At 63.5% G+C, this 26,006-nt stretch carries 19 protein-coding genes; 11 read left to right on the top strand and 8 right to left on the bottom strand.

Annotated elements, in window-relative coordinates; translation table 11 throughout:
• Window positions 1-124 precede the first annotated feature (124 nt).
• The 5 genes from dnaE to NC7_RS28650 all read left to right on the top strand — a co-directional run bounded on the left by dnaE (window position 125) and on the right by NC7_RS28650 (window position 7,171).
• Window positions 125-3,670: a DNA polymerase III subunit alpha gene (dnaE, locus tag NC7_RS20485; protein ID WP_373861264.1), complete on the top strand. Its 3,546-nt coding sequence runs from the start codon at window positions 125-127 to the stop codon at window positions 3,668-3,670.
• A gap of 106 nt (window positions 3,671-3,776) precedes the next feature.
• Window positions 3,777-4,190, top strand: a complete 414-nt coding sequence (locus NC7_RS30580; RefSeq protein WP_084458644.1) for a helix-turn-helix domain-containing protein — start codon at window positions 3,777-3,779, stop codon at window positions 4,188-4,190.
• Between the two features lie 21 nt (window positions 4,191-4,211).
• On the top strand, window positions 4,212-5,756 hold the full coding sequence (locus tag NC7_RS20480) for a type I restriction-modification system subunit M (protein ID WP_067985549.1): 1,545 nt from the start codon (window positions 4,212-4,214) through the stop codon (window positions 5,754-5,756).
• Window positions 5,753-6,883: a restriction endonuclease subunit S gene (locus NC7_RS20475; RefSeq protein WP_084458643.1), complete on the top strand. Its 1,131-nt coding sequence runs from the start codon at window positions 5,753-5,755 to the stop codon at window positions 6,881-6,883. Before NC7_RS20480 ends, NC7_RS20475 begins: the two co-directional genes overlap by 4 nt.
• Window positions 6,884-6,955: 72 nt before the next feature.
• On the top strand, window positions 6,956-7,171 hold the full coding sequence (locus tag NC7_RS28650) for a winged helix-turn-helix domain-containing protein (protein ID WP_236573776.1): 216 nt from the start codon (window positions 6,956-6,958) through the stop codon (window positions 7,169-7,171).
• Here the strand turns inward: NC7_RS28650 and NC7_RS29280 are convergent, their stop codons facing one another.
• From NC7_RS29280 to NC7_RS20435, 8 genes are all read right to left on the bottom strand, one after another.
• Window positions 7,172-7,636, bottom strand: coding sequence for a hypothetical protein (locus NC7_RS29280; RefSeq protein ID WP_157102105.1), 465 nt, complete (start codon window positions 7,634-7,636; stop codon window positions 7,172-7,174). It abuts the gene before it with no gap.
• 368 nt (window positions 7,637-8,004) lie between these two features.
• Window positions 8,005-8,565, bottom strand: a complete 561-nt coding sequence (locus tag NC7_RS20470; protein ID WP_067985545.1) for a hypothetical protein — start codon at window positions 8,563-8,565, stop codon at window positions 8,005-8,007.
• Window positions 8,562-10,874, bottom strand: a complete 2,313-nt coding sequence (locus NC7_RS20465) for a TPR repeat domain-containing protein (protein WP_157102104.1) — start codon at window positions 10,872-10,874, stop codon at window positions 8,562-8,564. Before NC7_RS20465 ends, NC7_RS20470 begins: the two co-directional genes overlap by 4 nt.
• Window positions 10,871-11,179: a hypothetical protein gene (locus NC7_RS20460; RefSeq protein WP_067985540.1), complete on the bottom strand. Its 309-nt coding sequence runs from the start codon at window positions 11,177-11,179 to the stop codon at window positions 10,871-10,873. The genes NC7_RS20465 and NC7_RS20460 overlap by 4 nt, the downstream gene beginning before the upstream one ends.
• Window positions 11,180-11,185: 6 nt before the next feature.
• Complete coding sequence (locus NC7_RS20455) at window positions 11,186-11,797, bottom strand: DUF3558 family protein (protein WP_084458642.1); 612 nt, start codon at window positions 11,795-11,797, stop codon at window positions 11,186-11,188.
• On the bottom strand, window positions 11,794-12,189 hold the full coding sequence (locus NC7_RS20450) for a hypothetical protein (protein ID WP_067985536.1): 396 nt from the start codon (window positions 12,187-12,189) through the stop codon (window positions 11,794-11,796). Before NC7_RS20450 ends, NC7_RS20455 begins: the two co-directional genes overlap by 4 nt.
• Entirely contained in the window at window positions 12,186-12,968 is a 783-nt protein-coding gene (locus tag NC7_RS20445) for an ESX secretion-associated protein EspG (RefSeq protein ID WP_067985533.1), read from the bottom strand. Before NC7_RS20445 ends, NC7_RS20450 begins: the two co-directional genes overlap by 4 nt.
• 348 nt (window positions 12,969-13,316) lie before the next feature.
• Entirely contained in the window at window positions 13,317-14,621 is a 1,305-nt protein-coding gene (locus NC7_RS20435; RefSeq protein WP_067985529.1) for a hypothetical protein, read from the bottom strand.
• Window positions 14,622-15,172: 551 nt separating this feature from the next.
• Between NC7_RS20435 and NC7_RS20425 the strand changes: the two genes are divergently transcribed.
• The 6 genes from NC7_RS20425 (at window position 15,173) to treZ (ending at window position 25,934) form a co-directional block, all read left to right on the top strand.
• On the top strand, window positions 15,173-17,221 hold the full coding sequence (locus tag NC7_RS20425) for an ATP-binding protein (protein ID WP_067985525.1): 2,049 nt from the start codon (window positions 15,173-15,175) through the stop codon (window positions 17,219-17,221).
• 96 nt (window positions 17,222-17,317) lie between these two features.
• Window positions 17,318-17,551 carry a DUF7683 domain-containing protein gene (locus NC7_RS30645; RefSeq protein ID WP_067985523.1) on the top strand — a complete coding sequence of 78 codons (234 nt, stop codon included), beginning with the start codon at window positions 17,318-17,320 and terminating at the stop codon, window positions 17,549-17,551.
• Between the two features lie 200 nt (window positions 17,552-17,751).
• Window positions 17,752-18,255, top strand: coding sequence for a hypothetical protein (locus NC7_RS20415; protein ID WP_236573777.1), 504 nt, complete (start codon window positions 17,752-17,754; stop codon window positions 18,253-18,255).
• A gap of 147 nt (window positions 18,256-18,402) precedes the next feature.
• Window positions 18,403-21,843: a DEAD/DEAH box helicase family protein gene (locus NC7_RS20410; protein WP_067985519.1), complete on the top strand. Its 3,441-nt coding sequence runs from the start codon at window positions 18,403-18,405 to the stop codon at window positions 21,841-21,843.
• 167 nt (window positions 21,844-22,010) lie between these two features.
• Window positions 22,011-23,957, top strand: a complete 1,947-nt coding sequence (locus NC7_RS20405) for a hypothetical protein (RefSeq protein WP_067985517.1) — start codon at window positions 22,011-22,013, stop codon at window positions 23,955-23,957.
• A gap of 225 nt (window positions 23,958-24,182) precedes the next feature.
• Window positions 24,183-25,934, top strand: a complete 1,752-nt coding sequence (treZ, locus tag NC7_RS20400) for a malto-oligosyltrehalose trehalohydrolase (protein ID WP_067985514.1) — start codon at window positions 24,183-24,185, stop codon at window positions 25,932-25,934.
• The last annotated feature ends 72 nt before the right edge of the window (window positions 25,935-26,006 follow it).

The following is a 26,006-nucleotide window of genomic DNA, read 5'->3' as shown; positions in this document are numbered from 1 at the left end:
ACGACACGCCGGGCCATTGCCAGGCGGAGACGGGGCGCCCGTGTGGCACGGGAAAACTTGTCGTACCCACATGCCTAGAATGCCAAGGCCAACCCCCGTCGACACCATGGGAGGAAGGACCGTCTTGGCTTCGTCCGGATCGTTCGTTCACCTGCACAACCACACCGAGTACTCCATGCTCGACGGTGCGGCGAAGATTTCGCCGTTGTTCGCGGAGGCGGAGCGGTTGGGGATGACCGCGGTCGGGATGACCGACCACGGCAACATGTACGGCGCCAGCGAGTTCTACAACTCGGCGAAGAACGCGGGCATCAAGCCGATCATCGGGATCGAGGCCTACATCGCGCCGGGTTCGCGCTTCGACACCAAGCGTGTGCTGTGGGGTGACCCGTCGCAGAAGAGTGACGACGTGTCCGGTTCGGGTGCCTACACCCACATGACGATGGTCGCCGAGAACGCGACCGGTCTGCGCAACCTGTTCAAGCTGTCGAGCCTGGCTTCCATCGAGGGCCAGCTCGGTAAGTGGGCGCGCATGGACGAGGAGATCATCGCCGCCCACGCCGAGGGCATCATCGCCACCACCGGTTGCCCGTCGGGTGAGGTGCAGACCCGATTGCGCCTGGGCCACGAACGCGAAGCCCTCGAGGCCGCGGCGAAGTGGCAGGAGATCTTCGGTAAGGACAACTTCTTCCTCGAGGTGATGGACCACGGTCTGTCGATCGAGCGGCGCGTGCGTGAGGGCCTGCTCATGGTGAGCAAGCAACTCGACATCCCGCCGCTGGCCACCAACGACTGCCATTACGTCACCAAGGATCAGTCGACCAATCACGAAGCGCTGCTGTGCATTCAGACCGGTAAGACGCTGTCGGACCCGACCCGTTTCAAGTTCGACGGCGACGGCTACTACCTGAAATCCGCGCAGGAGATGCGGGCCATCTGGGACGCCGAGGTCCCCGGTGCCTGCGACAACACCGAACTCATCGGTGAACGCGTGCAGTCCTACGACGAGGTGTGGCAACACCGCGACCGGATGCCGATCTTCCCGGTCCCCGAGGGTCACACCCAGGCCAGCTGGCTGCGTAAGGAGGTCCTCGACGGTCTGGATCGTCGTTTCCCGGACGGTCCGTCGCGCGAGTACCTCGATCGCGCCGATTTCGAACTCAAAGTCATCTGCGACATGGGTTTCCCCGCCTACTTCCTCGTCGTCGGTGACCTCATCAAGCACGCACTCGAGGTCGGTATCCGGGTGGGCCCGGGTCGTGGTTCGGCCGCCGGTTCGTTGGTCGCCTACGCGATGGGCATCACCAACATCGACCCGATCCCGCACGGTCTGCTGTTCGAGCGGTTCCTGAATCCCGAGCGCGTGTCGATGCCCGATATCGATATCGACTTCGACGATCGCCGCCGAGGTGAGATGGTCCGCTACGCCACCGACAAGTGGGGCAGCGACCGGGTGGCCCAGGTGATCACCTTCGGCACCATCAAGACCAAGGCCGCGATCAAGGACTCCGCGCGAGTGTTGTTCGGCCAGCCCGGATTCGCGATCGCCGACCAGATCTCCAAGGCGCTGCCGCCGCCGATCATGGCCAAGGACATCTCGGTCGCCGGAATCACCGATCCCGACCACGAGCGGTACAAGGAAGCCGCCGAGGTCCGCGAACTCATCTCCACCAACCCCGATGTCGCCAAGATCTACGAAACCGCACGCGGTCTGGAAGGCCTCATCCGCAACGCGGGCGTGCACGCTTGCGCCGTCATCATGTCGTCGGAACCGCTCACCGACGCCATCCCCGTGTGGAAACGCGCACAGGACGGCGCGATCATCACCGGCTGGGATTACCCGTCGTGTGAGGCGATCGGCCTGCTGAAGATGGACTTCCTCGGCCTGCGCAACCTCACCGTCATCGGTGACGCCCTGGAGAACATCAAAGCCAACCGCGGCATCGATCTCGACATGGATCACCTGCCGCTCGACGATCCGGCCACCTACGAATTGCTCGCCCGCGGCGACACTCTCGGCGTGTTCCAGCTCGACGGCAGCGCCATGCGCGACCTGCTGCGCCGCATGCAACCCACCGGCTTCGGCGACATCGTCGCGGTGCTCGCCCTCTACCGTCCCGGCCCCATGGGCATGAACGCCCACAACGACTACGCCGACCGCAAGAACGGGCGGCAAGAAGTCAAACCGATCCACCCCGAACTCGAAGAGCCGCTGAAAGACATCCTGGCCGACACCTTCGGCCTGATCGTCTATCAGGAACAGATCATGCAGATCGCGCAGAAGGTGGCCGGGTACTCCCTCGGTCAAGCCGACATCCTGCGCCGCGCCATGGGTAAGAAGAAGCTGTCGGTGCTGGAAGAGGCCTACGCCGGTTTCCGCGAGGGCATGCTCGCCAACGACTTCTCCGAACCTGCCATCAAGGCGCTGTGGGACACGATCCTCCCGTTCGCCGGGTACGCGTTCAACAAATCGCACGCCGCCGGATACGGCCTGGTGTCGTTCTGGACGGCCTATCTGAAGGCGAACTATCCGGCCGAGTACATGGCCGGTCTGCTCACCTCCGTGGGTGACGACAAGGACAAGGCCGCCATCTACCTGTCGGACTGCCGCAAACTGGGCATCACGGTGCTGCCGCCCGACGTGAACGAGTCCGAGCAGAACTTCGCCTCGGTGGGCAAGGACATCCGCTTCGGCCTCGGCGCGGTGCGCAACGTCGGCGCCAACGTGGTGTCCTCGATCATCGCCGCCCGCAAGGAGAAGTCGAAGTTCACCGATTTCTCGGACTACCTGAACAAGGTCGATGCGACGGCCTGCTCCAAGAAGGTCACCGAATCGCTCATCAAGGCAGGCGCTTTCGACTCGCTCGGCCATCCACGCAAGGGTCTGATGCTGGTGCATTCGGACGCGATCGATGCGGTGATGTCGACCAAGAAGGCCGAGGCCATCGGCCAGTTCGACCTGTTCGGCGGCATGGACGACGCCGACGAGTCGATGGCGTCGGTGTTCAACGTGAAGGTGCCCGACGACGAATGGGAAACCAAACACAAGCTGGCCCTGGAACGAGAGATGCTCGGCCTGTACGTGTCGGGCCACCCGCTCAACGGCGTCGAACACGTCCTCGCCGCCCAGGTCGACACCCCGATCCCCGCCATCCTGGAAGGTGACGTCAAGGACGGCGCGCAGGTGACCATCGGCGGCATCCTCGCCTCGGTGAACCGCCGCATCAACAAGAACGGTCTGGCCTGGGCTTCGGCCCAACTCGAGGATCTCACCGGTGGCGTGGAGGTGCTGTTCTTCCCGCAGTCGTACTCGGTGTACGGCATGGATGTGGTCGAAGACGCCGTCGTCCTGGTGAAGGCCCGCGTCTCGGTACGCGACGACCGCATCTCCCTGATCGCCAACGACCTCGTGGTACCAGACCTTTCGGCCATCGGCGTAGCCAAACCGGTATCGGTTGTCATGACCACCCGCATGTGCACCCCGGACAAGGTCAAGGAACTCAAAAAGGTCCTCTCCCGCCACCCCGGCACCTCCGATGTCCACATCCGCCACGTCGGTTCCCGGGAGAAGACCACCCTGCTCAAGCTCAACGACGCCTGGCGCGTATCACCGTCCTCGGCCCTGATGGGCGACCTGAAAGCACTTCTCGGCCCGGGCTGCCTGGGCTGAGAAGGCGCGGGCACCTCGTGGGAGGACCGATGAAAAGCACACACGGCAAGCTCGCCGAAGACTCGAAGCAAAGCGTGACACCGACGAGTACCGCGCGGCGAGGGAGATCGCGCGAGTAGAAATCACTCTCGGGCGAGCCGTCTACGCGCGTCGCGTCGCGCTCGGCATATCCCAGTCCGAACTGGCTCGCCGCGCGCAAACAACCCAGCCTGCGATCTCCCGACTCGAGGCCGGTGGTGGCGGTGTGCCGACCTTGGCCGTTCTCGACCGGCTCGGGCGCGCGCTAGGCGTGCGGTTTTCGTTGACGGTCGGCGCCGACTCGGAAATCGCTACCGAAGGCAACCTACACATTCGGCGACATCACCGTCTCCGGCCCGATCGCGACAGTCGAGAACCTCGTCGACGTCCACGGGCCGTCCGACGGCCGTTGGCGGCTGACAATCGACGGCGATGCGGAACCGTCCCTGCGCTACCACTGACCGACGCGGTCTATACAGTTCTGATGGCCGTCGTCGAGTAGAACAGGCAGGTATCGGAATCCGTGATCACCGGTGACATCAAGAACAAGGTCGACGCAGTCTGGGACGCGTTCTGGACGGGCGGTATCTCCAACCCTCTCGAGGTGATGGAGCAGATCACCTACTTGCTGTTCATCCGGCGGCTCGACGACGAGCAAACACGCGCACTGGAGCAGGCGAACCTGCTCGGGCAGCCGATCGAAGACAACCCGTTCCCGGAAGGGAACGACGAGGAGGGTCGGCCCTACAACGACCTGCGCTGGTCGGTGTTCAAGCAACGGCATGCCGAAGAGATGTTCGACATCGTCGCCAACCGGGTGTTCCCGTTCATCAAGGATATGCGCGGCGAGGACTCCACCTACGCCCACTTCATGAAGGACGCGCGACTCACGATCCCGAACCCGGGCATGCTGCAACGGGTGGTGGACCGCCTGGACAAGGTGCCGATGGAGAACCGCGACACCAAGGGCGACATCTACGAATACTTGCTCGCGAAGATCGCCTCCGCGGGCCAGAACGGCCAGTTCCGTACCCCACGCCACATCATCGAACTGATGGTGCACATGACGGCCCCCAAACCGGGCGACACCATCGTCGACCCGGCCTCCGGCACGTGCGGCTTCCTGGTCGCCGCCTCGGAGTACATGCGCGCGAACCACGCCGACGCGATCAACTCCGGCATGGGCCGCCACCACTACCACCACAAGATGTTCCACGGCTTCGACTTCGACAATACGATGCTGCGCATCGGGTCGATGAACATGCTCCTGCACGGCATCGAGCAGCCCGACATCCGCTACCGCGACTCCCTCGCCGAGGCGAATATCGGTGATGCCGAAGCATATTCGCTGGTCCTGGCGAACCCGCCGTTCGCCGGTTCGCTCGACTACGAGAACACGGCGAAAGACCTACAACAGATCGCCAAGACGAAGAAGACCGAACTGCTGTTCCTGGCACTGTTCCTGCGCCTCCTGAAGCCAGGCGGGCAGGCTGCGGTGATCGTGCCCGACGGGGTGCTGTTCGGTTCGTCGAAGGCGCACAAGGAACTTCGGCGGATTCTGGTGGAGGAGCAGAAGCTCGACGCGGTGGTGAAGCTGCCGTCGGGGGTGTTCAAACCGTACGCGGGTGTGTCGACAGCGATCCTGTTCTTCACCAAGACCGACTCGGGTGGAACCGACAATGTGTGGTTCTACGACGTGCAGGCCGATGGTTGGTCTCTGGACGACAAACGCAACCCGCTGCTGGACACCGACAAACTCGGTGCCCTCGCGGAACTGTCGGCGGACGAGCACGCGAAGAACAACCTGCCGGATGTGTTGCGGCGCTGGGCCGAACGCGACGGATCGGAGCTGGAGCGGGCTCGGACTGAGCAAAGCTTCTGCGTACCGAAGGACGACATCGCCGCCCAGGGGTATGACCTGTCGTTGAACCGGTACAAAGAGATCGTGCACGAGGAGGTCGAGCACAGGTCGCCGACCGAGATTCTCGATGAGCTCGACCGACTTGAGAAAGAGATCGGCGACGGTATGGCGCAGCTGCGAGAGATGCTTGCGGGCGGTGTGGCGTGAGCCAGTGGGAAATTGCCGATTTCACCGATGTTGTAAGAGATCTTTCCAGTGGAAACGTAAAGATCCCTCAACGCGACTACCTCCTGGATGGGCCGATTCCGATAGTGGATCAAGGCAGGGGGCTGATCGGTGGATATACCGATGCATCAACAGCGCTGTGTCGAGCAGAACTTCCCGTGGTGATCTTTGGTGACCACACACGCGTGCTGAAGCTCGTCGACTTTCCGTTCGCAATCGGTGCAGATGGTGTCAAAGTGCTCAAACCGTGCGGTGCTCTAGACGAACGATTCTTCTACCACTACCTACGCTACGTAGACATTCCGAGTGCTGGCTACGACCGACACTTCAAGTATCTAAAGCGCCTTGAGGTCCCAATTCCGCCCCTCACGGAGCAGCGGCGGATCGCGGCGATCCTCGACCACGCTGACGCCCTCCGCACCAAGCGCCGCGAAGCCCTCGCCCACCTCGACGAACTGACCCAGTCGATCTTCATCGACATGTTCGGTGACCCTGCTTCGAATAGTCGGGACTGGCCGGTTCGCCGACTTGCTGACGTGCTTGCCCGTCCACTACAGAACGGCGCGTATTTCCCTAAAGACGACTACTCCGACGATGGTATAGAGATGGTTCATATGGGCGACGTGTTCTACGGCATCGTGGAACGCGGCAAGCTCCGTCGAGTCAATTGCAGTACAGATGAGATTGAAAAGTACGGTCTGGGTGCGGAGGATATCCTGATCGCTCGACGTTCGCTGAATCACTCGGGGGCCGCCAAGCCTTGTCTCGTCCCCATCTGCGATGATCCTCTGCTATTTGAGTCCTCGCTGATTCGGGCGACTCCAGATCCGCGGAAGGTGACTGTAGGATACCTGTTCAGCCTGCTATCGAATGAGCGATTTCGTGGAGCACACATACATCCGATTGTGACAGGCGCTACGATCTCCGGTGTTAGTCAAACTAATCTTGCTGCACTTAGGGTGCCGGTGCCTCCGCTAGTAGAGCAATTTCGAATGAAGGTCACAATCGAAGCTGTTGACCGGATAAGGCTGCGGCATGCCGCAGCCCTCGCCGAACTCGACACCCTCTTCGCCTCTCTCCAGTCCCGCGCCTTCCGAGGCGAACTGTGACCACAGCCAACCGTGTCTCTGCAATGCCGATTTGGTCAGGTTTCCTCACACCGGTACTGGAGGTCCTCAGCGATGGTCAGGTCTGGGGAAACGGGACCTGCACATGGCGAGCTAGCCGAGGTGTTGCCGTCAGGACCCCGACATGTTGACAATCGAATCGGGTGGGCGCTCAGCGCGCTGTACCGAGGGAAGTTGGTGGACAGACCGGCCCGCGCGACGTTCCTCATCACCGACGCAGCACAGGGCAGAAAGAAGGTGGACGCCGCGGTTAGTGGCAACAGTCCGTGATCAAGGGTGGGGAATTGTTCGCGGATCGCTATCCATGTCTTCGATTGTTGTATCCGGCATGCATGGGGAGTATCCCGTCAAGCTCATGAAGCGATAGTCCGGTCCCGCGTTGAGCTTGATCCCGAACCCGTCAGGAAAGTCGACTCGAGCAATGCCGATCATCTCTGCTGAAGTCTTCCAGCCATTGTTTTTCCAACTCTCGGCAAAGAGGTCGAAATATTCTTTCCCTGCCGATGGTGGAATTCCGACAACCCAATAAGACGAGCTGATGTAGCGAGGTCCATCCGACTGGACGTTCCCATCCCAGCACGCGTTCGGCAGCGGAGGTCGATTTTGCTTTTCCGCAAGGTCGGAAACATCTGGAGTCTTCGATAGTGACGTTGTGTCCGGCATGCCAGTGAGCGCCTGGGACATGTACGCGTAGATTTTTCGTTGTGCGTCTGGAGCTGTCAGCGATTCGTCCACGTTTGGTCCTCCTGATGATCCGCATCCTGTCACAGTGAAAATTAGGCACAGTGCCGCCAATAGGACTGTCCGCAGGGCGGGTTTCACTGGTAGCTCACCCGCCCGTGATCCCCAGCGATGATGCGTCCGATGTTGGTCAACGATGCACTGTCTTCCCTCCAGTACTCGCTGTGTGAGGCACCGCTGTAGCCACCCGCTACCCATGGGCCCTCGGAACCGGGATCGGAAGTGAACACCTAATCACCGAACTCTGACTCTGCGGGGTCTTCGCCGTGGCGGTCGACTCCGGGAACAAAACCGGGCATCTCATTTCCATTGGCTTCAGGAAAGTAATTCAGCGCAAACCTGCCAGACGGGACGACCCGTACCTACCGGGTCAGCTTCTCGGCGAGAGCAATGGTGAACCGGATCGTGTTCGCCAACTGCTCGTCAGTCATGGGTGCTGTTGCTGGCTGGCGGATATTGAATCCCGCGATATGGTCGTTGACGTGGACATGGACGTCCACCTGGGATACTTCCTTCGCAATGGGGCGCCGGTCGAGTACCCACGTCGGATAGCCGTACCCGTCAACCTGCTTATACCCTTGCCCGGTCCACACGTTCGCAGAGGCTGTGCGGGCCCTCTCACGTTCCGCTGGTGGCAAGTTGCTGTCCCTGTCTTCGATCAGTGAGGCCGCCATGCCCCAGCTGCTTGCCCACTTGAAGATGCAGGTCCTGTGGCCCGTACCACCTTTCTGCATCTTAAATCTAGGATCTCGCGTTCCGCCGGTAACGCCGTCGATATGGAGTTCGTTCACCAGGTAGTCGTTCCAGGGGATGCACAGTTCCGACAAGGAAGTTGCGGCTGCTGGCTTCTCATCTGCAGAGCAGCCAGCCGTCAGCCCCAGCGTCAGCGCGACTGCGAGGGCGGATACGGCTATCCGGTTCATCGGACCGACCCCAGTCCTTGGCCGTATTGGATGTGATAGTTCTGCATGTGGTCCTGGAAGATTCCGCCACGATGGTTGTTCAGTACATTCGTCAGATTGCTATTGACCGTGTGATTGTCACCATTCTTGGCTGCGAGCAGTTCATCGTAGCTTTTCAACGTGCCATCGCCGTTGAACATGTAGTTGTAAGTCGGGCTATGGTCGAGTGCCCCGTGGGCTTGTAGTGCTTGGGCGATCTGATAATTCTGACGAGAGGCGTCGTAGGTGTCGTAGCTGACGGTTGTCGCCGGAGTATCGGGCGGCAAGTACACGCCGACGATACTGTTCTTGGCTACAGTGTTGTAGGCGTCGACCGCCGGTGCCCAGACATCTTTGACAATGGGCGTGTATTTCATTCCGGTGCTGAGTGCGGATTTTATTCCGTCGTATGCTTCGCCCTTGTTGGCGAAGCTGTTGGCTCCGTGAGCTTTCGCGTCCTTTCCTCGTTCTTCGGCTTCGGCCGTGAGGCCCTGGTCGATCAGGCCCCGGATCACCCCGGCACGACTCGCAAGCTCGCCGTTCGGTTCCCCTGGGTTGGCTACCGCCGAATTGGCCCATGCCTGTTGCAGTTCCGAAGTGGTCATGAATGCTTGGGCATTGAAATAGGTAGCCGCATCCTTATCGGTATCCATGACCGTAAAGACGCTCAGCGCTTTGGAATGATCGGGATCATTCCAGTCAAAGTTGCGGGTTGCCGTCTGTTCGTCAGGGACTCCGGCCATATCGGCGATGTACGGACTCAGTGCCGACGCGATTCCTTGGGTTGCGCGCGGGTTGGTCGCGCCGATCGATTCCGAGTAGGCGCCGTTAAGGTTGAGTAGTTCGTCCTTGTGGCGCTCGACATAATTGGCCAAGCCGGACGCCGCCGCACCGGCACGGTCGGCCACGGCCGCATCGGGCGACGTGGCGTCGCCTTCTATCCAGCCAAGCATGTCTTGGACTGCGGCGCCGTCATCCTTGCTGTACTCGTTCGTGAGCAGCGGGCCGAAGATGTCCTCTCGTTTGCTTGGATCGGCCAGTACTTCGGTGACGGCGATCTTGTCCTCCCCTGCGGTCTCGACCATCGTCTGCACGAGGTCGGAAACGAGGCCGTCCTCGTTTTCTCTACTCACGGAGTGGCCGCTCTTGTCCGCCAGGTCGCCAGCCGTTTGCAGAAGTTCGCGGTTGATGTCGCTACCTGGCGCTGTCATCTTGTCGCCGAGCGCCAGCATCGAGGTGACCTGCTTGAGTTCGGCTCCGTCGATGTTCGAGTGGTGAGTGCGGTTGCCGTCTCGAAGTGAGTAGTCCCGAGTCAGAACGTTCGAGATCCCGGACGGGATCTGGTTGAGGCCGCCTTGCAGTGGCATCGGGTTGCCGGTCGGACCGACACCAGTGGCACCGACGTTGGGGTTGGCCAGCGTGTTCAGGCCGTTGACCACACTCGCCGCGTGCACGGTGTCGCCGTTGGTGCTCATCTGCTCGGTCATCCACACCAGTCCGTCCTTACCCGCGGTGTTGTAGAACGAGTGCAGGTAGGCGAACTGGGCTTCGGTCAGATCGACCTTCTTGCCGGAGTTGATATCCGCGATGTCCTGGGCGGTGAGACCGGCCTCGGCGAGGCGATCGGCGATGAGCCGCATCTGAGCCGGAGTCGCATTGCGATCGGCAACCAGCAAACCATCCTGGACGCCGGTGTTTCCCGAATCGATCGTATCCATCGTCCAGGATCCGAGCCCCTGCTCGCCCGCGGCCTTCTGCACCATGTCGAGCAGTTCCTGCCCGGCGGCCTGGGCCAGAGCGAGATCTTCCGCGTTGAACTGGTTGACCAGTCCTTTCACCCGGGTGGACGCCTCTACCGCGTAGGTGGCGAGCTGCTCGGCGCTCATAGGGATCGTCTGTCCCGGTACAATGCCAGGGATGTCCTTCTTGCCCGCAGGCACGGTCACAGTGCCATCGTCGGCGACGTCGAAGCCTTGCCGCAGATAATCGTCTGCCGCTCTGATCGCGGCGGAGCAGTAACCATCCATGGCCGAACCGTGCTTGCGGTAGGCCGCAGCGATGTCATCGAGTTCGCCGATCAGCGTGTTGCCAGCCAGCCGTTCGCCGAGAGCTCGCTGATTCGCGGCGGTCGCCGCCGCGCCTTTCCAGTTGTCCTGGCTGGCATCGACTTTGACGTACATGTCGTTCATGTGGGCGCTGAACGCAGCGACCAAAGCGTCGATCGCGCCAGCAACCGCGCCGGTGGTGGCTTCGGGGTGAAAGCCGCGCATGGCAGCTAAACCGACGGTCACGAGTACACACCTTCTCCGAGATTGCCCAGCAGACCGGCGAACGCCTTGTCAGCTTCTTCATTGTTCATGCTGCACCTGATCGCCGCGCCACCCATCGCATTGATCCGCGATGCCACCGAGGTCAATGCGGACTTGACCTGATCGCTGGCCGCAGCCGAAACAGCGGCGGTCGCTGTGCCTTTGAGATCGTCGACACCGACTCGAAAGGGTTCCTTCGTGTCCATCCCCTCGATGGCGGCACCGATGCGCGACAGCTCCATGCCGAGCGTGATGAGCACGTCTTTGTTGACATCCAGTCCGGTCATTATTTTCTAGCCCTTCGGCAGTGTTGCTTCGATCGCTTCAGCGGCCTCACGGATATGGGCGCAGGCACGCCAATCGGTTTCCGGCGAATCGGATACTCGAATTTGGATCACGCCGTCCGGGCCGTTCATCGCAAGGTAGCACGCACTGGCGGACCTCGAGGTGTACGAAACGGCCGGGCGAGTACGGATGTTGGTGTCCTGAGAACCCTCGAAATTCTTCGCCCGAATCTCGTCGAGAGTGATACTCGCCGACCACACAGTCATACTCCCGACGCGGTCCATCCGGTCGCTGAATCGAGCCTTCTCAAGGCGATCGAATTCGCAACCGATGAAGGCGTAGTCCTCGAAGACGTAGTCGTTGCGTTCACGAGTTTCGACCGCGAATCCGAGAGTTTCCGGGACTGAATCCGGGACCGTGAAGCACGGATCGTATTTGACAGTGATTCCGGCCCGGGATGGCTGATGGGGTGCCGGCGCTACGGTGACCCGCATCGGTACCGCTGTAGTCGATGGAGTATCAGGCGAACCGGAAGGCTGCGGGCCGCTGGTTCCGCAAGCGGCGAGAATGTATGTCGCGCAACAGACTAGGCCAAAAACCACCAGGTTGCGTGTGATCATGACGGGCTACCCATCATGCTCGCCTGGTGTTGGAGCCGTCGCTGGTTCAACTCATCGACTTCGGTCGTCATCTTTCCAGCGATCAGAAATCCTTCTTGGACCTCGTAGATTCCATTGATGAGCTGGTTCAGGACGTGCTTACCCTCAGTAGCCTTCCAGATAAACCCAGCGCGAAGCTCTTTCGCGGAGTCGAACCCACCGAAGCTACTAACGGCCTCTGCCTTATCCAAAGAGTCCCGAATCGCTCTGATCTCTCGGATCATTTGGTCGTACCAGTCGACGATCGCGCGTACTCCGTCCGGGTTGTACTCGAACGTGCCGTTCGCCGCGACTTCCTTGAACGCGCCGATCTTTGCTTGTCCGTAGTCGATTTTCGGTAGTTGTCCGCTCATGACACATTCCTTCCTCGATTGCTTGACCTGAGTCCGGCGTGCCGACGGAGTTCCCGCACGATCCGGTCGGCCGAGGCCGCTGTGACGATGGTTTCGTGGTTGCGTACCTCGACCAGATAGCGGCCGGAGGCGAACTGTCCGGGTGGGATATCGATCCAGGACAGATAGCGCGGTGGCCACGGCCGGGCGCTGGTCGGATCGCGTTCGATCACGAGTTGTCCCTCGGCGCTGCGGGGTAGTCGGGCGAGTCTGCGGATTCGCTCGTCTGTCGGGAGGCGCCCGTCAGCGGTTCGACCATGACCGAGCTCTTGTTCCTCGCCGCGGACTCGTGGCGTGTAGCCGAGCATCGACCCGGCGCCACCGGGTGCGGCACGCGGCATGGTCGCCACGACGTGCGCGGCGGCGGCGTACGGATCGGCCAAGGCGAGACTGAGGGGGCCGCTGTGCTCGCGGGGGCCTGGCTGCTGGTGCAGGATGACCGCTACCCGGTCGCCGATAGCGGCATGTGTCCTGATCTCGTTGCCGTCGGCGGTCGTGCCGAAGCAGCGTATCCGGCTGTCGGGGTGGGCGAGAGTTTCGAAGACCGGACGCAACGCCGCGACAGCGGGTGTTGGGAACCGCTGCTCGAATTCCCGTGTCTGCCGGGCGTATTCGACCATCGTCGCCGCGGTCTCGTTGATACGCAACGGGTCTGGGAAACCGAACTCGTCACCACCGGCGACACTGCGCCACAGCCAGGCGAACTCATCGGCGGTGAGATCGATGGAACTCGACTTCACCGCGAACCAGGCCCCGGCTCGCCCACACCACCGGCGGTGCTGGTGTCGGTACTCGGTGGAGCCCAATTGTATTGACTGAGCAGGGCCGCGACTTCCGCTGATACCGCGGAAGGTTCGGCATCGGTCCTCGCGTCCGGTGACCGATCAGGCGGTGCGGGCTCCGATACCGGAGCGGCGGCGTCGGTTCGCGGTGTCGGATCAGCGTTACCGGCCGGGGCCGGTTCCGGTTCCGGTGAGGGCGGAATCGGGGGTGAGATCGGCGGAAGCGATGGTGGCGGTGTCGCCTCGGTGGGGTGTATCTGCGTGGGGTTCGGCTCGGCGGCGATAGCTTCGCCACCGATGACCGAGTCATAGGTGGTGATGCCCTCGAGCCAGTCCGGCTGCACCCGCCTCAGATACTCCGGGGCAGTATGTTCGTCGTCTGGTTCGCCGCGTCGCTGGCCCGCTCCGGCACCCATCGGTCCCATCATCGGTGACATCGCCGGTCGCGCCGTTGAACCGCCGACGGCCGCCGATCCGGCCCCACCGGGTGAGGGTTGCCTGGGAATCGAAGCCCCTGGCCCGCCGCCACCGAGGGGGCCGCCCACCACCAGGGGTCGAGCCCGGAGAACCGCTACCGAACGGCGATGTGGTACCACCCGATGGAATCGAGCCCGGTGACACGGTCGTCGGCGTAGTGCCCGCTGGCGTGGTCTGGGAGGGATCGGTCGAAACATCTCCATCGGAGCCCGCGCTGGACTGGTCTGACGCCGCATCCGACGAATCTCCCGCATCGACCTGATCGCCGGTGTCGGCAGGTGTGCCGTCTTCGGTGGCAGGTGTGGTGGTCTGCTCCTCTTCCGGTGTACCGGTCGAGGGGTCACCGGTCCCGGTCGGCAGGTTCGTGTTCCCTGGGCCGGTCGAATTCCCTTGTCCGCCACCGTCTCCGGCCAGTGCTGCGGGGACGAAGGTGTAGGCGGGAACACCCGATCCGGCGGGCGGGTAACCGGGCTTGTAGATCGTGTTCATCGCGGCGACGTTCTCGGCCTTGACCCGGTTCTCGGCTTCGCGGTCCACGGTGACGGTCTCGGGGTTGGCTATGCCGGGGATCAAGGATTGGACGGGGTCGTCCGGGTCGATGACGACCATCGGCGTCGGTGGTTGCTGCACGGCCTTGCGGACCGCTTCGGCGGTGTAGTAGAGCTGTTCGGCGCGACCTGTCACGGCCGAGAACACCTGGGAGATCTGGTTGGCGACCTGACCGAGCCGGGTCGCCGCCGCTGCCGCCGCGTCTCCGGCTTGCCCGGTGAGCGCGCCCTCGTTCAGTAATGCCAGCACACGCGACTGCATACCGATCGACACCGACCCCAGGTCAGTTGTCGCAGACTTCCAGACTGTGCGCATTGTCGCCAGGCCGGTGACATCCATCCCGCCCTCGCCGTGCACCGAGCTGTAGAGCTGCTGGGCGGGTATGCCTTCGAAGCGCTCCTCGGTGACGGCATAATCCGAGTCAGTGCCCGCGCCCAGACCGATGAGTGCTTCGGTGTCGGCCTTCACCCGCTGCTGCGTCGCGCCCAACTGTGCGACGGCCTGCTGCTGTGCCGTGCTCGGTATGCCGCCGACGCCGAGAATGATCGGCAGGACACCACCGTTCTCGCCGGAGTCATCGCTCATCAGCCCACCCCCTCACGCCGTCTGTGCTCGCCTGCCTGGAAGATGCTTCCATAGAATTGGACGCACCCGCGCTCGCTTCGGTTCCCTCGATCCACGATGAATTCCATCGCGCCGCGTGGTGAGCGCTTTCGATCGCGGTCCGGGTCAGCTTCGCTTGCGCGGCGACCTGCCCCACCTCATCGACCATGCTCCGCGCGTCGCGCAGGGACGCCGCGAACGCTGCCGCTGCGGCAACGTCGCCGTGGCGCTGGACGTGCTCGTCGACCACAGCGGCCAGCCGGGGAGCAAGTCCGCCGAAGCCGCGGCAGTATCGACGGCGCACGCCTGGTCGAGTGATGATCCGCTACGGCGTAGCCGTCCAAACACGGCTGTCGTCTTAGGTCGCCGAAGCCTACTTCGAATGATGCCAAGTCATGGGGTGCTCCGCGCCGAGTTGACGCAGGCCGTTCGACCTGCGAATACCCAGTAGGATGAGGTCGGCGGCGGCCGTATTGCCGTGATCTGTCCAGAGATTCGCCGGGTGGGACTTCGAATCAGGAGAAGAGGGCACGATGGCGCTGACGACGTCACTCGCGGGGCGGGTGCGCAATACCAGCCTCCCCAAGAGTCATTCCCTGTTGCCTCTGCTGGAGGCGATAGTCAACGGCCTGCAAGCGATCGATGCTCGCTTCCCGACCGACACGTCCGACGGTCAGCTGAGAGTCACGATCCAGCGCAGCGATCAAGGGGAGTTCGATCTGGGACTCGGCGGTTCGGGCCGCGCACTGAAGCCGATCGTCGGGTTCGTGATCGAGGACAACGGCATCGGGTTCACGCCGGAGAATCTGTCGTCGTTCGAAACGTTGGACAGTGACCACAAGGCGAGTCTCGGTTGCCGCGGTGTCGGCCGGTTGTTGTGGCTCAAGGCTTTCGACAAAGTATTCGTGTACAGCACGTACGCGGTTGATGGTAGCGATCAGACCCGCGACGTGGCTTTTCGGTTCTCGGTGGCGCGCGGGGTCGAGCACGAGGAGGTACCCACCGGGTGCGCAGCGGTTGGCAGTCGTGTTCACCTGAGTGGTTTCGGAAGGTCTTTCGAACGCAGTGCGCCGAAGACCGTTGCCACCATCGCCCGCGAAGTCTTCGAGCACTGCATCTGGTACTACCTGCGGCCTGGTGGGGCGCCCGAGGTATCGATCGTCGACGGTGACGAGACGATCCACCTTCGCGACCTGATGCACGACTTCGCCATGTCGGACTACGCGCCGGTGTCGATCGAGGTGAAGGGCGAGAAGTTCGATCTGACGAGTCTCTGTGTGAAGTCCGCCAACCGGAATCTCAAGCCACGATTGAACTGGTGCGCGGCGAACCGTGTCGTTTTCGAGGACAACCTGACCGGCAAAGTGGCTGGTCTGCACGGGCGGCTGAAAGACGCCGCAGGTACCGAGTTCACCTATGTCGGCTATCTGACCTCGGATTATCTCGATGACAATGTGCGCTCCGACCGCACAGCGTTCGATCTCGAAGCTGATCGATCCGACGACACCCTCGACATCGACATCTGTTTGGCCGATATCAGGTCGGCTGTGGTGTCCGAGATCGAACGGATCCTGGCGGGTCCACTGGCAGCAGCTCACCGGGAAGGCGAAGTCCGGGTCGACGAGTTCGTGAGTACTCGTGCGCCGCGATACCGCCCGGTGCTGGGACGGCTGCGTGAACTCGGCGTGACGGTGGATCCTTCGATGAAGGACTCCGAGCTGGAACTGCTGCTGCACCGACGATTGCAGCAGCTGGATACCGACACCATGACGCAGACACATCGGCTCTTCGCGGAATCTGGGTCGGCCTTGCCGGAGAACTACGACGAAGAACTGGCGAAATGTCTGCAGACCATCGACGACATCAACAAGTCCGACCTCGCGGCATATGTCGCCCGCCGCAGGGTGATTCTGGGATTCCTGGACAAATTCATCAAACTGAACGACGACGGAAAATACGCTCGTGAAGATGCCATCCATTCGTTGCTGATGCCCATGCGGACCGACTCGAACGAGATCGGCATCGACGCGGCGAATCTGTGGATCATCGATGAACGGCTCGCATTCCACGACTACCTCGCATCGGACAAAACGTTGAAGTCCATGCCGATCACCGGCTCTGAGTCGACGAAGGAGCCGGACATCCTCGCCACCAGACGCATCGGACCGGACACCGCAGTACTCACGGCCAGCGGATCCACGATGCCGCTGTCGTCGATCGTGGTCGTCGAGATCAAGCGACCGATGCGCAACGACGCCAGCGAAGGCAAAGACCCGATCAGTCAGTCGCTCGATTACGTCAAGCGGATCAGAGCCGGGGGAGTGACGACTGCTGCGGGCCGCCAGATTCCGAACTCGGACAATCTGCCAGCTTTCTGCTACATCATCGCCGACCTGACACCGACTATGAAGGACAGGTGCGACAACTCAGGGCTGCAACCTACCCAGGACGGCATGGGATACTTCGGTTTCAACCCCGCAGCCCGTGCGTACGTCGAGGTCATTTCGTTCGACAAGTTGTTGAACGCCGCCACCGAGCGCAACCGCGCCTTCTTCGACAAGCTGGGCTTTCCGGCGACCTGATGATCGACTACGGCGTCGCCGACCGGACACAGCGAACCATCACAGCCGTCCCGTCCGAGCGCACGGCTGCCGGTCCGAACACCGAAGGGTAGAGCGATGAGGGTATTCCTCGAAGCGTTCGACGATCAGACCGATCTTCTGGCTGAGGATTTCGATATAACGAATATTGGTCTCGACACGATCGCCGAGATACTTGGTGTCGAGGTCGACGAGCTCGCGCTGGGATATGACCTTACGGACCGACAGCTGATGCGGATTTGTAAGCTCGCGGGTATCGAACCCAATCAGGGTGGTCGCTCGTTTCAAGTCGGAGGTGCTGCCGACGAATAGTTGAATGCCATCGGGACCTGCGCCCTCCTTCGACACCGGTCGTGCCGCGCGACAGGGTGTTCCGACCCGCCGAACCTTCATCGTGGTCGATGTCGACGAGGTACATATCGAGTGATACGAGTACTCCCATGAGCACACCCCACCCCGCAGCTGGTCCCGAGAATTTCGCTGCCCTGCAACAGGATCCGTTCTTCGAGCCGGTGGTCGACCTCATCGCCGACTATCTCACGGACGCGTTCGACAACCCCGCCGACGGGGAGTTGGTCAGGTGGACGCTCAGCGCGCTCCCCGCAACGAATCGGACTACCGAGCGTGAGCGGCTGTTCACGTTGTGCGTGGGGCCGATGGAGGTGCTCTATGTCGAGCGGTTTCCACAGGACGGTCGGATCGTGGATTACCGCGTCGCGCTGTATGTGTCGGAGTCCGCTCTGGTGGCGGCGAGCGCCCGTTCGCTCGATCAGTTGCGAAACATGTTCCCGCTGTTGCATTTCGACCGGACAACCATGGCTTCAGCAGGTGGTGACGGCATTGTTGTCGACTGGTTTCTCTCCGACGAAGGCGCCGACGACCAGTTCTTCAGCCTGCCCCTCACCGCGGCGATCCGCCCGCTCGCGGAGCTTCTCGCCGCAGGGCGCGGGTCTTACGGGCAGTATCACAACAAGGACTTCGCAGCCGCCGTTCTCGCGCGCATCTCCGGCCGATGACCTCTGCTCGCGGTGACGACGGGGAACTTGTCGGACCCTGCCCGTAATGTCTGAAGGCTCCGGGGAAGCACGGATGCCTGTGCCAAGATCGAGCACAGACCACACGTCACTGCGCGCTGCGCATACGGTAGAGAAGGGACCGAGGTCATGGTGGGGAACTTCGAATTCCTGCGGGCCGAATGGCCGCAACTGCATGCCGAGGTGCGCAATGCTGAGCGTGACGCGCTGTTCGACCCGAGGACCACCTGCTTCTATGCCCGCCGCACGGTCGAACACACCGTGAAATGGATATACCAGACCCAGAATCTGTCCGAGCCGTACAAGTCCGACCTGGCAGCCCGGATCCACCATGGTGCGTTCGCGGGCGTCGCGGACCACCGGATCATCACGAAGATGGACCTCATCCGCCGTCTCGGCAATGCGGCTGTGCACGACGACAAGCCGGTGCCCAAGGATTCGGGGACCAAGGCGCTCGCCGAACTGTTCCACATCATGTCGTGGCTGGCCCGCAAGTTCGCGACGCAGCCGTCGAGCAAGCCGTCGCCGCAGCAGCAGTTCGACCCCGCCCGGCTGCCCAAGCCCGGTGGCGGTGCCGTCGTCGCCAAAACCGTTGCGCAGCTCGGCAAGCTCGAAGCGGAACTGGCGGCAAAGGACGCGCAGCTCGAGCAGTCCGAGGCCGAAAAGCAGGATCTCATCGCGCAGCTGAAGGCTCGCGACGAGGCCGCCGAAACCGCGGACCTCGAGAAAGCCAGCTATGAGCAGCTGATCGCCGAGTTGCGGACGCAGATCCTCAGCGCACAACAGGCGAGCGCGGCGGCCCCGGACACCCACGACTACGACGAGGCACAGACCCGCCGCGACCTCGTCGACCTCATGCTCAACGAATCGGGCTGGGCGCTGGATCAGCCGCGGGATCGCGAATATCTGGTCGCCGGAATGCCCGACGGGAAGAACGGTTACGCCGACTACGTGCTGTGGGGCGCGGATGGCCTGCCGCTCGCTGTCGTGGAGGCGAAGAAGACCTCCGTCGATCCGCACGCCGGTCAGCAGCAGGCCAAGCTCTACGCCGACTGCCTCGAGCAGAAGTTCGGCAGGCGACCGGTCGTCTACTACAGCAACGGTTTCGAACACCACTTCTGGGACGACCTGCGCTACCCGCCACGAGAAGTCGCCGGTTTCCACACCCGCGACGAACTCGAACTCCTTGTCGCCCGCCGGACGACGAGCAAGCCGCTGGGCACGATCCCCGTCCCGCACGAGATCGCTGGCCGCCCGTACCAGGAGCGGGCGATCCGTGCCGTCACCGAGCGGTTCGAAGTCGAGAACCAGCGGGCCGCGCTGCTCGTCATGGCCACCGGAGCCGGGAAGACACGCACCGTTGTCGCGCTCGCCGACATGCTGATGCGCGCCAACTGGGTCAAGCGGGTGCTGTTCCTCGCCGACCGCAAGGCCCTCGTGAAGCAGGCCGTCGGCGCGTTCAAAACCCACCTGCCCGACTCGTCGCCGGTGAACCTGCTGACCGACAAGAACACCGACGGCCGCGTATACGTCTCCACGTATCCCACGATGATGGGCCTCATCGACGAAACAGACGGTACGACAAGGAAATTCGGTCCCGGATACTTCGACCTCATCGTGATCGACGAGGCGCACCGTTCGGTGTACCAGAAGTACCGCCACATCTTCCGATACTTCGACGCCTTGCTCCTCGGGCTCACCGCCACGCCTAAGGACGAGGTGGACTACAACACCTACCAGCTGTTCCACCTCGAAACCGGTGTCCCGACGCACGACTATTCGCTCGACCAGGCCATCGCCGACGGGTACCTCGTCCGGCCGCGCGCGGTGAACGTGCCGTTGACCTTCCCGCTCGAGGGAATCCGCTACTCCGCCCTCTCCGAGGAGGAGCGCAAACGCTACGAGTCCATCGATTGGGGTGACGACGTCGCCGAGGACGAGATCCCGGACGTGGTCCAGGCCGAGGCCGTCAACAAGTGGCTGTTCAACATCGACACCGTCGACAAGGTCCTCGAGACGCTGATGACCCACGGACACCGGGTCGCGGGCGGCGACCGGCTCGGCAAGACCATCGTCTTCGCGAAGAACGAGCTGCACGCCCGGTTCATCGCCGAGCGGTTCGATGCCAACTACCCGGAGCTCAAGGGCTCGTTCGCGCGGGTCATCACCCACTCGGTGAGCTACAGCCAGGACCTCATCGACAAGTTCTCCCAGCCTGAGCAGGAACCGCATGTCGCGATCTCGGTCGACATGCTCGACACCGGCATCGACGTGCCCGAGGTCGTCAACCTGGTGTTCTTCAAGCCGGTGCGGTCGAGGTCGAAGTTCTGGCAGATGGTCGGGCGCGGCACCCGGTTGCGCCCCGATCTGTACGGTCCTGACCAGGACAAGACCGACTTCTTCGTCTTCGACGTGTGCGCCAACTTCGACTATTTCGAACAACACCCGGAGGCTTCCGAAGGCGCGCTGGCGCCGTCACTTTCGCATCGGCTCTTCACCACCCGAACCGAACTACTCGCCGCGCTCGATCAGTCCGGCGTCTCGCCCGGGCTGCGTCGCGCCACCGCCGACCTGCTGCACGCGCAGGTCGCCGGTATGCGCACCGACAACTTCATCGTTCGTACCCGGCGTCGTGAGGTGGAGAAGTATGCCGACCGCGCTGCCTGGGACTCGGTTCTGGAACAGCGCGCCGCCGAGATCGTCGCCACACTGGCCGACCTGCCCACCACCGTCCGCGACACCGACGAGATGGCCAAGCGATTCGACCTCGCGGTCCTGCGCGGGCAGCTCGCCGTCGTCGTCGGCGACGGCACGCTGACGCGGCACGCCGACATCGTCCGCGGCGTCGCGGACGGACTGCTGGACGAAGGGCTCACCATTCCGAAGGTCAAGGCCAAGGAAGAACTGCTACGCGAGGTCGCGAGCGAGGAATGGTGGGCCGATGTCACCGTCGAGATGCTCGAACACGCGCGGCGCGAGGTCCGTTCGATCGTCGGTCTCCTCCCCAAGAGGAAACGTGTCGTCGTCTACACCGACTTCACCGATTCGCTCGGCGAAGTCGTGGAACGGGACATGCCGGAGATGCGGTCCGGTACCGATGTCGAGCGTTACACGGCGAAGCTGCGTGACTACCTGCGCCGCCAGCCCGACAACCTGGCGCTGCGGAAACTGCGGTCGGGCAAGCCGTTGACATCGGCAGACCTGGAATCGCTCGAAGAATTGCTGGCTCGCAGCGGAGCGGGCGCTGCTGAGGAGATGGAACGCGCCGTCGCCAACGCCCACGGACTCGCCCGTTTCGTCCGCTCGCTGGTCGGCCTGGATCGGCAGGCCGTGCAGGCGGCGTTCGCGGAATTCCTCGGTGAACGGACCGCGACCGCCAGTCAGATCGACTTCATCGATCTCGTCGTCGGGCACCTCACCCGGCACGGCGAGATGGACCCGAAGCTGCTGTTCAAGGCGCCGTTCACCGACCGGGCGCCGCAGGGGCCGACGCAACTGTTCGCGCCCGAACAGGCGACCCGGCTCGTCGGCGTCATCCGATCGATCAACGACGCGGTGGCAACCGCCTGACCTCATCCTCAGCGGCGCCACACGCTCCACGACGACGAACCACGAATGGCCGCTGATCGTCCGACCAGGAAGTCTCACCGAATTCCCCGGCGCTGTTCGGTGTGCGACACCGAGCCGGGTGGGGTGATGGCTGGTCCGGGACGAACGGGCTAGCGTCGAGAGGCGTGATGGCTGTGACGCTGATCGACTCGCCACCGTCGACCGCGTCGTCCGCTCGTCGGGCGTGGTCGGTGCGCGCGGTGGTAGGAGTGGCCGCCGGATTGATCGTCGCCCAGTTGGTTCTGCGGGGTTGGGTGGCCGCGTCCGGGTTCTTCTACTGGGACGATTTCATTCTGATCGGGCAGGTGAGCAGGCATTCGCTGTGGTCGGCGGAGTTGCTGCTCACCAGTCATGACGGGCATGTGATGCCGTTGGCGATCGCGTTGACCTGGGTGGTCACGCAGGTCGCGCCGATGAGCTGGGGTGTGGCCGCTGCCGTGTTGGTCGGGTTGCAGTTGGTGGCGTCGGTGGCGGTGCTGCGGCTGCTGGTCGTGTTGATGGGGTGGCGGCGGTGCGTGCTCGGGCCGCTGGTGTTCTACCTGTTCGTGCCGTTGACCGTGCCCGCGTTCGCCTGGTGGGCGGCGGCGGTGAACGCCTTGCCGTTGCAGATCGCGCTGGCGTGGGTGAGTGCGGACGCTGTTCTGCTGGCGCGGACGGGTCAGCGGCGGTACGCGGTATCGGGTGCTCTCGTCTTCGCTGTGGCATTGCTGTCGTTCGAGAAGTCGATCGTCGTGCTGCCGGTGGCGTTCGCGGTGGTCGCGTTGTCGGCCCACGTCGCCGGGCAGCCCTGGCGAGCCGCCGTCAGTCGCGGGGGACTGCTGTGGGCGGCGGGTGGTGCGGTACTGCTCACCTGGGCTGCCGTGTTCCTGCTGGTTATCCAACGTCCGCGTGGGTTGACCGGACCCGAGGACCCCGGTGCGCTGCTCAGTCGGGCGCTGTCCGACGGGCTCGTTCCCGCCCTGTTCGGCGGTCCGTGGCGGTGGGAGCGATGGCAACCGGCCACCCCGTGGGCCGACCCGCCGGGCGTCGCCGTATTTCTCTGCTGGATGTCGCTGATCCTGTTGGCGGCGTGGACGATTCGCAGTCGCGCGCGTGTGGCTGTGGTGTGGTTGTGTGCCGCGGGGTACGGCATCGCGACCATCGCCCCGGTGATCGTGCTGCGCGACGGGCCAGGCACCGCCGCCCTGCTGCTCCAGTCGATGCGCTACTTCGCCGACTTCGCCGTGATCGCCACCGTCTCTTTGGCTCTGATTCTTCGGGCACCGGCCAGCACTGTCGCGCAACAGAATTCGTCCAGCCCACCCGAGCCCGACCCGTCGGATACTCGTCCGCGCACCGCAGGCATGCCGCCCGGTGAGCTCCGGTCGAAGACAGGTTCGGTCGATGGTTCCCGGCCGCGCATCGGCCTGATGTCGCGCCCCCCGAAAACCGCAGACCTCACCTCGACGTTGTCCGCGATACCTGTCGTCCTGTTCGTGCTGAGTAGCGTCGTCTCGACGATCACTTTCACCCGATCGTGGGAACCGAGCCCCGCCCGCACCTACATCACCGGTGTGCGCGCCGCCCTCCCCGCGACGAGGGACGCCCCACTGCTGCCGCAGGAAGTCCCGTGGAATGTCTTGAACCCGTTGGCTTTCCCTCAGAACATGACCGACCACGTCCTCGCCCCGATCGCGACGCCGACCACCTTCGCCGCCGCGACCCCGACGCTGCGGATGATCACCGACACCGGCGAAATCGTCGACGCGTACGTCTGGTGGAACCGTTCCATCACCCCTGGCTCGGAACCACAGTGCGGCCACCGCGTACGCGCCGGCACCTCGATCCCCTTGGACGGCCCCATGCAGATCCGCGACTGGACCGCCCAGCTCAACTACCTCGCCGACCGCGACGGCCGAATCGCGGTGTCCTTCGACGGCGACACCGAAACCGTCGCCGACGTGCGAAAGGGCCTGAACACGGTGTATGTCCGACTGCTCGGCGGCGGGGACGCCCTGCGCATCCGGCCGCTCGAGCTCGAACAGTCGCTGTGTATCGGCGTAGGCCCGGTCGGCGTCGCCGCTTTCGCCCGATGACCAGACGCAAAACGATGTCTGGATGGCCGACCGGGCACCCCGACGATCACGCACACAGCGGCCGCCGGGCTCGCGCTCGACGTGTCGACGGGGGTGATGTCGAGGCCGATCCGGAGAATCGGCGGCTGCGGGTTCTTCGGCCGCCGATCTGCGGGCACCAGGCACCGCGACCGCTCGGCAATCGTTGCCCGGGCGTGCCGCGCCGAGCCGTGCGATGCTGACGGTATGAGGCAGTTTCGGGTGTGGGCGCCGGAGGCGAGCGCGATGCGACTGCAACTCGAGGGGGTGGTTCACCCCATGCGCCGCAACGGCGGCGGCTGGTGGTCGGTGCGGGCCGAGGCCGGTCAGGGCGCGGAGTACGGGTTCCTCATCGACGACGACCCGGCGGTGTTGCCCGACCCGCGCTCACCGCGTCAGCCCAACGGCGTCCACGCCCTGTCCGCCGTCCACGACCTCGACAGCTCTGTCTGGACTGATCGGTCCTGGACCGGCAGGCAGCTGGCGGGCTCGGTCTTCTACGAATTGCACATCGGCATCTTTACTCCGGAAGGCACCTTCGACGCCGCGATCGAACACCTCGACCATTTGGTCGAACTCGGCGTCACCACCGTGGAACTCATGCCGGTGAACGCCTTCGACGGCACCCACAACTGGGGTTACGACGGGGTGCTCTGGTACGCGGTGCAGGAAACCTACGGCGGCCCCGACGGTCTGCAACGTTTCGTTGACGCCTGCCACGCCCGCGGCCTCGCGGTCTGCCTCGACGTTGTCTACAACCATCTCGGCCCCTCCGGCAACTACCTCCCACGCTTCGGGCCCTACCTCACCACCGGCCGCAACACCTGGGGGCAGAGTGTGAACCTGGACGGTCCCGGCTCCGATGCCGTGCGCCGCCACATCATCGACAACGCCCTGCGCTGGTTGCGCGACTTCCACATCGACGCACTGCGCCTCGACGCCGTCCACGCCCTCGTCGACCACACCGCCACCCACCTGCTCGAAGAACTCGTCATCGAAACAGCCGCCCTCTCAGCACATCTGGGCCGCCCGCTCACCCTCATCGCCGAAAGCGATCTCAACGACCCACGCCTGATCACCCCGCGTGCGGCGGGCGGCTACGGCCTGACCGGCCAGTGGAACGACGACCTCCACCACGCCGTGCACACCGCCGTCTCCGGCGAAAGACAGGGTTACTACGCCGATTTCGGCTCACTGGCCTGCCTGGCGCAAACCCTCACCCACGGGTTCTTCCACGCCGCAACGTATTCCAGCTTCCGTGGCCGAACCCACGGCATCCCGATCCGCCGCGACCTGATCCCCGGCAGTGCCCTGCTCGGTTACACCTGCAACCACGACCAGATCGGCAACCGCGCCCTCGGCGACCGCCCCAGCGACTACCTCACTCCCGGCCAACTGGCGGTGAAAGCGGCTCTGGTGCTGCTGTCCGCGAGTACGCCGATGCTGTTCATGGGCGAGGAATGGGGCGCGCGCACGCCGTTCCAGTTCTTCACCTCCCACACCGACCCCGTCATCGGCGCCGCGACCGCCGACGGCCGCCGCGCCGAGTTCGCCGCCCACGGCTGGGCCACCGACGACGTCCCCGATCCCCAGGATCCGGTCACCTTCACCCGCTCGAAACTCGACTGGACCGAACGCGGCCGTGAACCGCACGCCCGGCTACTGGCCTGCTATCGCGCCCTGCTCGCCCTGCGCAAGTCGCGGCCCGAGTTCGGTGATCCCTGGTTGGAACGGGTCTGGGCCGACTACGACGAGCGCGCCCGCTGGTTCGTGCTGCGACGCGGCCGGATCTCGGTGGTGTGCAACCTGTCCGAGGACGAGGCGGTGATCCCGGTGTACGGCCGGGTGCTGCTGGCGTGGGCGCCCGCGACAGAAAACGATGGGGGAACTCTTGTTTCGGGTCACAGTTTCGTCGTGCTCGAGGAAGGGGAGGGCGCGGGAACCGTGGTCACCGACTGACCGCTCGCGGCCACAGCTCGGCCACGGTGCGGGCGAGATCGTTGCCGAGGCGACATAACGGTCGTACGGTTG

Origin of the sequence: Nocardia caishijiensis NBRC 108228 (genome assembly GCF_001612825.1) — a bacterium.
GTDB classification, from domain to species: domain Bacteria; phylum Actinomycetota; class Actinomycetes; order Mycobacteriales; family Mycobacteriaceae; genus Nocardia; species Nocardia caishijiensis.
Note: the sequence above shows the minus strand (reverse complement) of the source record. Positions and strands in the feature narration are given on the sequence as shown.

Bases quoted from the DNA above. Each gene is read 5' to 3' on its own strand.
- NC7_RS28650 (WP_236573776.1), top strand. From the start codon at position 6,956: ATGGTCAGGTCTGGGGAAACGGGACCTGCACATGGCGAGCTAGCCGAG.
- NC7_RS20470 (WP_067985545.1), bottom strand. From the start codon at position 8,565: ATGAACCGGATAGCCGTATCCGCCCTCGCAGTCGCGCTGACGCTGGGG.
- NC7_RS20460 (WP_067985540.1), bottom strand. From the start codon at position 11,179: ATGACCGGACTGGATGTCAACAAAGACGTGCTCATCACGCTCGGCATG.
- NC7_RS20455 (WP_084458642.1), bottom strand. From the start codon at position 11,797: ATGATCACACGCAACCTGGTGGTTTTTGGCCTAGTCTGTTGCGCGACA.
- NC7_RS20450 (WP_067985536.1), bottom strand. From the start codon at position 12,189: ATGAGCGGACAACTACCGAAAATCGACTACGGACAAGCAAAGATCGGC.
- NC7_RS20435 (WP_067985529.1), bottom strand. From the start codon at position 14,621: ATGAGCGATGACTCCGGCGAGAACGGTGGTGTCCTGCCGATCATTCTC.
- NC7_RS20425 (WP_067985525.1), top strand. From the start codon at position 15,173: ATGGCGCTGACGACGTCACTCGCGGGGCGGGTGCGCAATACCAGCCTC.
- NC7_RS30645 (WP_067985523.1), top strand. From the start codon at position 17,318: ATGAGGGTATTCCTCGAAGCGTTCGACGATCAGACCGATCTTCTGGCT.
- NC7_RS20410 (WP_067985519.1), top strand. From the start codon at position 18,403: ATGGTGGGGAACTTCGAATTCCTGCGGGCCGAATGGCCGCAACTGCAT.
- NC7_RS20405 (WP_067985517.1), top strand. From the start codon at position 22,011: ATGGCTGTGACGCTGATCGACTCGCCACCGTCGACCGCGTCGTCCGCT.
- treZ (WP_067985514.1), top strand. From the start codon at position 24,183: ATGAGGCAGTTTCGGGTGTGGGCGCCGGAGGCGAGCGCGATGCGACTG.